We start from the raw sequence: 2,484 nt of genomic DNA, 5'->3' as shown, positions 1-2,484 counted from the left end.
CTGGATGAAGCCCATAGTTACATCGGGTCATCGGCAGCAGAAATCGCTTTGCTGTTGCGGCGGGTGTTGCTGACCTTCGGGGTCAAGGCTGAAAATGTGCGCTTTGTGGCTACATCGGCGACAATCGGTGGTGAAGGCATCGACGTGACGGACGAGTTGCGTCGGTTTTTGCGCGATATCTCCGGTGTTGAAGAGCGCAAGGTGCACATCGTGCTGGGCGAGCGCGAGGAAGTACTGCTTCCTTTGCCAGCGGCGTCTTCGGCCCTTTCTGCGCATGATCTGTCAGTGCGAGACAAGGTTTCTTCAAGCCCGGCGATCCAAGCCTTTGTCCGCGCAGCAGAGCGTGGTCCGGTTCCGCTAGCACGCGCTGCCAGCCTGCTTGCCGATGTGGGGCAACCGCTGGAAGATGTTATCGAGGCCGTTGCCGACGATCGCGATGCCCAGCGTGGTCCCATCCTGCCGCTTCGAATCCATGGCTTTCTGCGCGCGGTGCCGGGACTTTGGAGCTGTATCAATCCGCAATGTCAAGCCGCGCCGACCGACTGGCCTTATGGAGCCATAACAAGTGAACGGGTCGATACATGCCGCCACTGCCAAGCGCCGGTTCTGGAGGTGATGACCTGCGGAGAGTGCGGCGAGCCCTATCTCGATTGCGAGGAAAATCAGGGGAAAATCCAAGCCCGCTATACGCCGCCATCGCTGGACGAATTTGCTGCTTTGCGAGAGCGCGAGCTTGAGCAGGATGATGAAAGCGAACCTGCGCCTGAAAACGCTGTGGTGTATGACAGGTTGCGACTTGCGATCGCTACGCGTCCACTGCCGGGATGCCGCGATGCGCATGTCGATCCTTTGACTGGTTTAAGGTTTGACGCTGCCGAGCCGCAAACCCGCGCCTTTCCCGTGCACGCTGCCGACAGCTGCGGGGCCTGCGGAGCCGCTGTCTCCATCAGAAAGTCGGAGATATTGCGGCCATTTCGCTATGGGGCGCCGTATCTGATCGGCAATGCTGCGCCGGTGCTTCTGGAGGGTGTAGCACCGCGCAAGGCGGATGCGAAGGCGGCGTATCGTCCGCCAGCGGAGGGGCGGCAGTTGCTGTCGTTTACTGACAGCCGCCAAGGTTCCGCCCGCTTTGCCGCCAGCCTGCAAACCACGTCGGAACGCTCCTTCGTGCGTAGCTTCATCTATCACCTGGTACAGGGCAGTATGGTTGCACCGGGTGAAGATGACCCGGCCGTTGCGACGCTGCGTACTGACATCGCCAACTTCGAATCGGCAGTCGCACAGCTTGAGGTATCTGCGCCGGCATTGCTCACCGACATGCTGGCCGCCAAAAGGGCAGATCTTGCGCGGCTGACATCACCCAATACCAGGGGTGTGACTTGGGCGGTGATGCGGCAGCGGCTGGCCGAACGGCCCGAGGTGCATCACTGGATGGCGCGGGTCTGGGGAGCCAGAGATGTGCGATACAGGCAGGATCCAGCAGCATTCGCCGAATTTCTGTTGCTGCGCGAATTCAACCGGCGACCGCGGCGAGGCAATACGCCCGAAACCATGGGCTTGGCTCGCCTGCGGTTTGATGCTGTGGACTCAGCGACAAGATTGCCAGATGCATTGCGCGCGAGGGGCAAATCGGCGGCGGACTGGCAGGGGCTACTCTATTCGATGATTGACATGATCGTGCGGGGACGCACTGCCATCAGGATCGAATGGGCGGACCAGCACTGGCTCAATTCAAAGGTGCCGCTGTCGACGCTGATACCCCCCGGCGAAAAGGCCGAGGCAAGGCGCGAACTCGCCTGGCCAATGGCGAGCGCCCAGGTGCGGCGCCCCAATATTGTGACCATATTGTCGAAGGCACTGGGGCTTGATGCGACCGATGGAGAGGATCGCCGTGATCTGAACGAGGTGCTGGAACAGGCATGGCTGGCATTACGCCCAATCTTATACGCTGCCGATCGCCCTGGCCACGCGCTGGACTTTACCCTGGCGCGCATCGCGCCTGTGGCGGCGGCTTGGCAATGCCCAGTGACCGGTCTGGTGCTGCCGGAAACAGCGTTGGGTTTTACGCTATATGGCCATAACGAGCATTTGCGGACAGCAGATGTCGCGCCTGTACTGATCGCATTTCCGTCACTTCCTGTGGTCTTCCCCCAGCGCGAGAATGTCGATCTCGTTCGCCAGTGGCTGGTGGAAGACGATGGCATCCGGGCACTGCGCGATGCATCGGTTTGGACCAACCAGCACGACCGGATCGCATTGCTTTCACCCTATACCCGGGCCGCTGAGCACTCTGCCCAGCAACCTGCCGATCGGTTGCGGCGTTTCGAGCGCGAGTTCAAACGTGGTGAGATCAATATTCTCAATTGCTCCACCACTATGGAGATGGGCGTCGATATCGGATCGGTTTCGGCTGTGATGATGACCAATGTACCGCCCTCTCTGGCCAACTATCGGCAGCGCGTAGGTCGCGCTGGCCGCCGTCGC

General features: G+C 60.7%; 1 protein-coding gene. It reads left to right on the top strand.

The annotated features are described in order from the left end of the window. On the top strand, positions 1-2,484 hold a 2,484-nt coding region (locus ACEW8G_RS10740; RefSeq protein WP_373488413.1), incomplete at both ends, for a helicase-related protein.

Source organism: Blastomonas sp., from assembly GCF_041747255.1.
In the GTDB taxonomy this organism is placed as follows: domain Bacteria; phylum Pseudomonadota; class Alphaproteobacteria; order Sphingomonadales; family Sphingomonadaceae; genus Blastomonas.
Note: the sequence above shows the minus strand (reverse complement) of the source record. Positions and strands in the feature narration are given on the sequence as shown.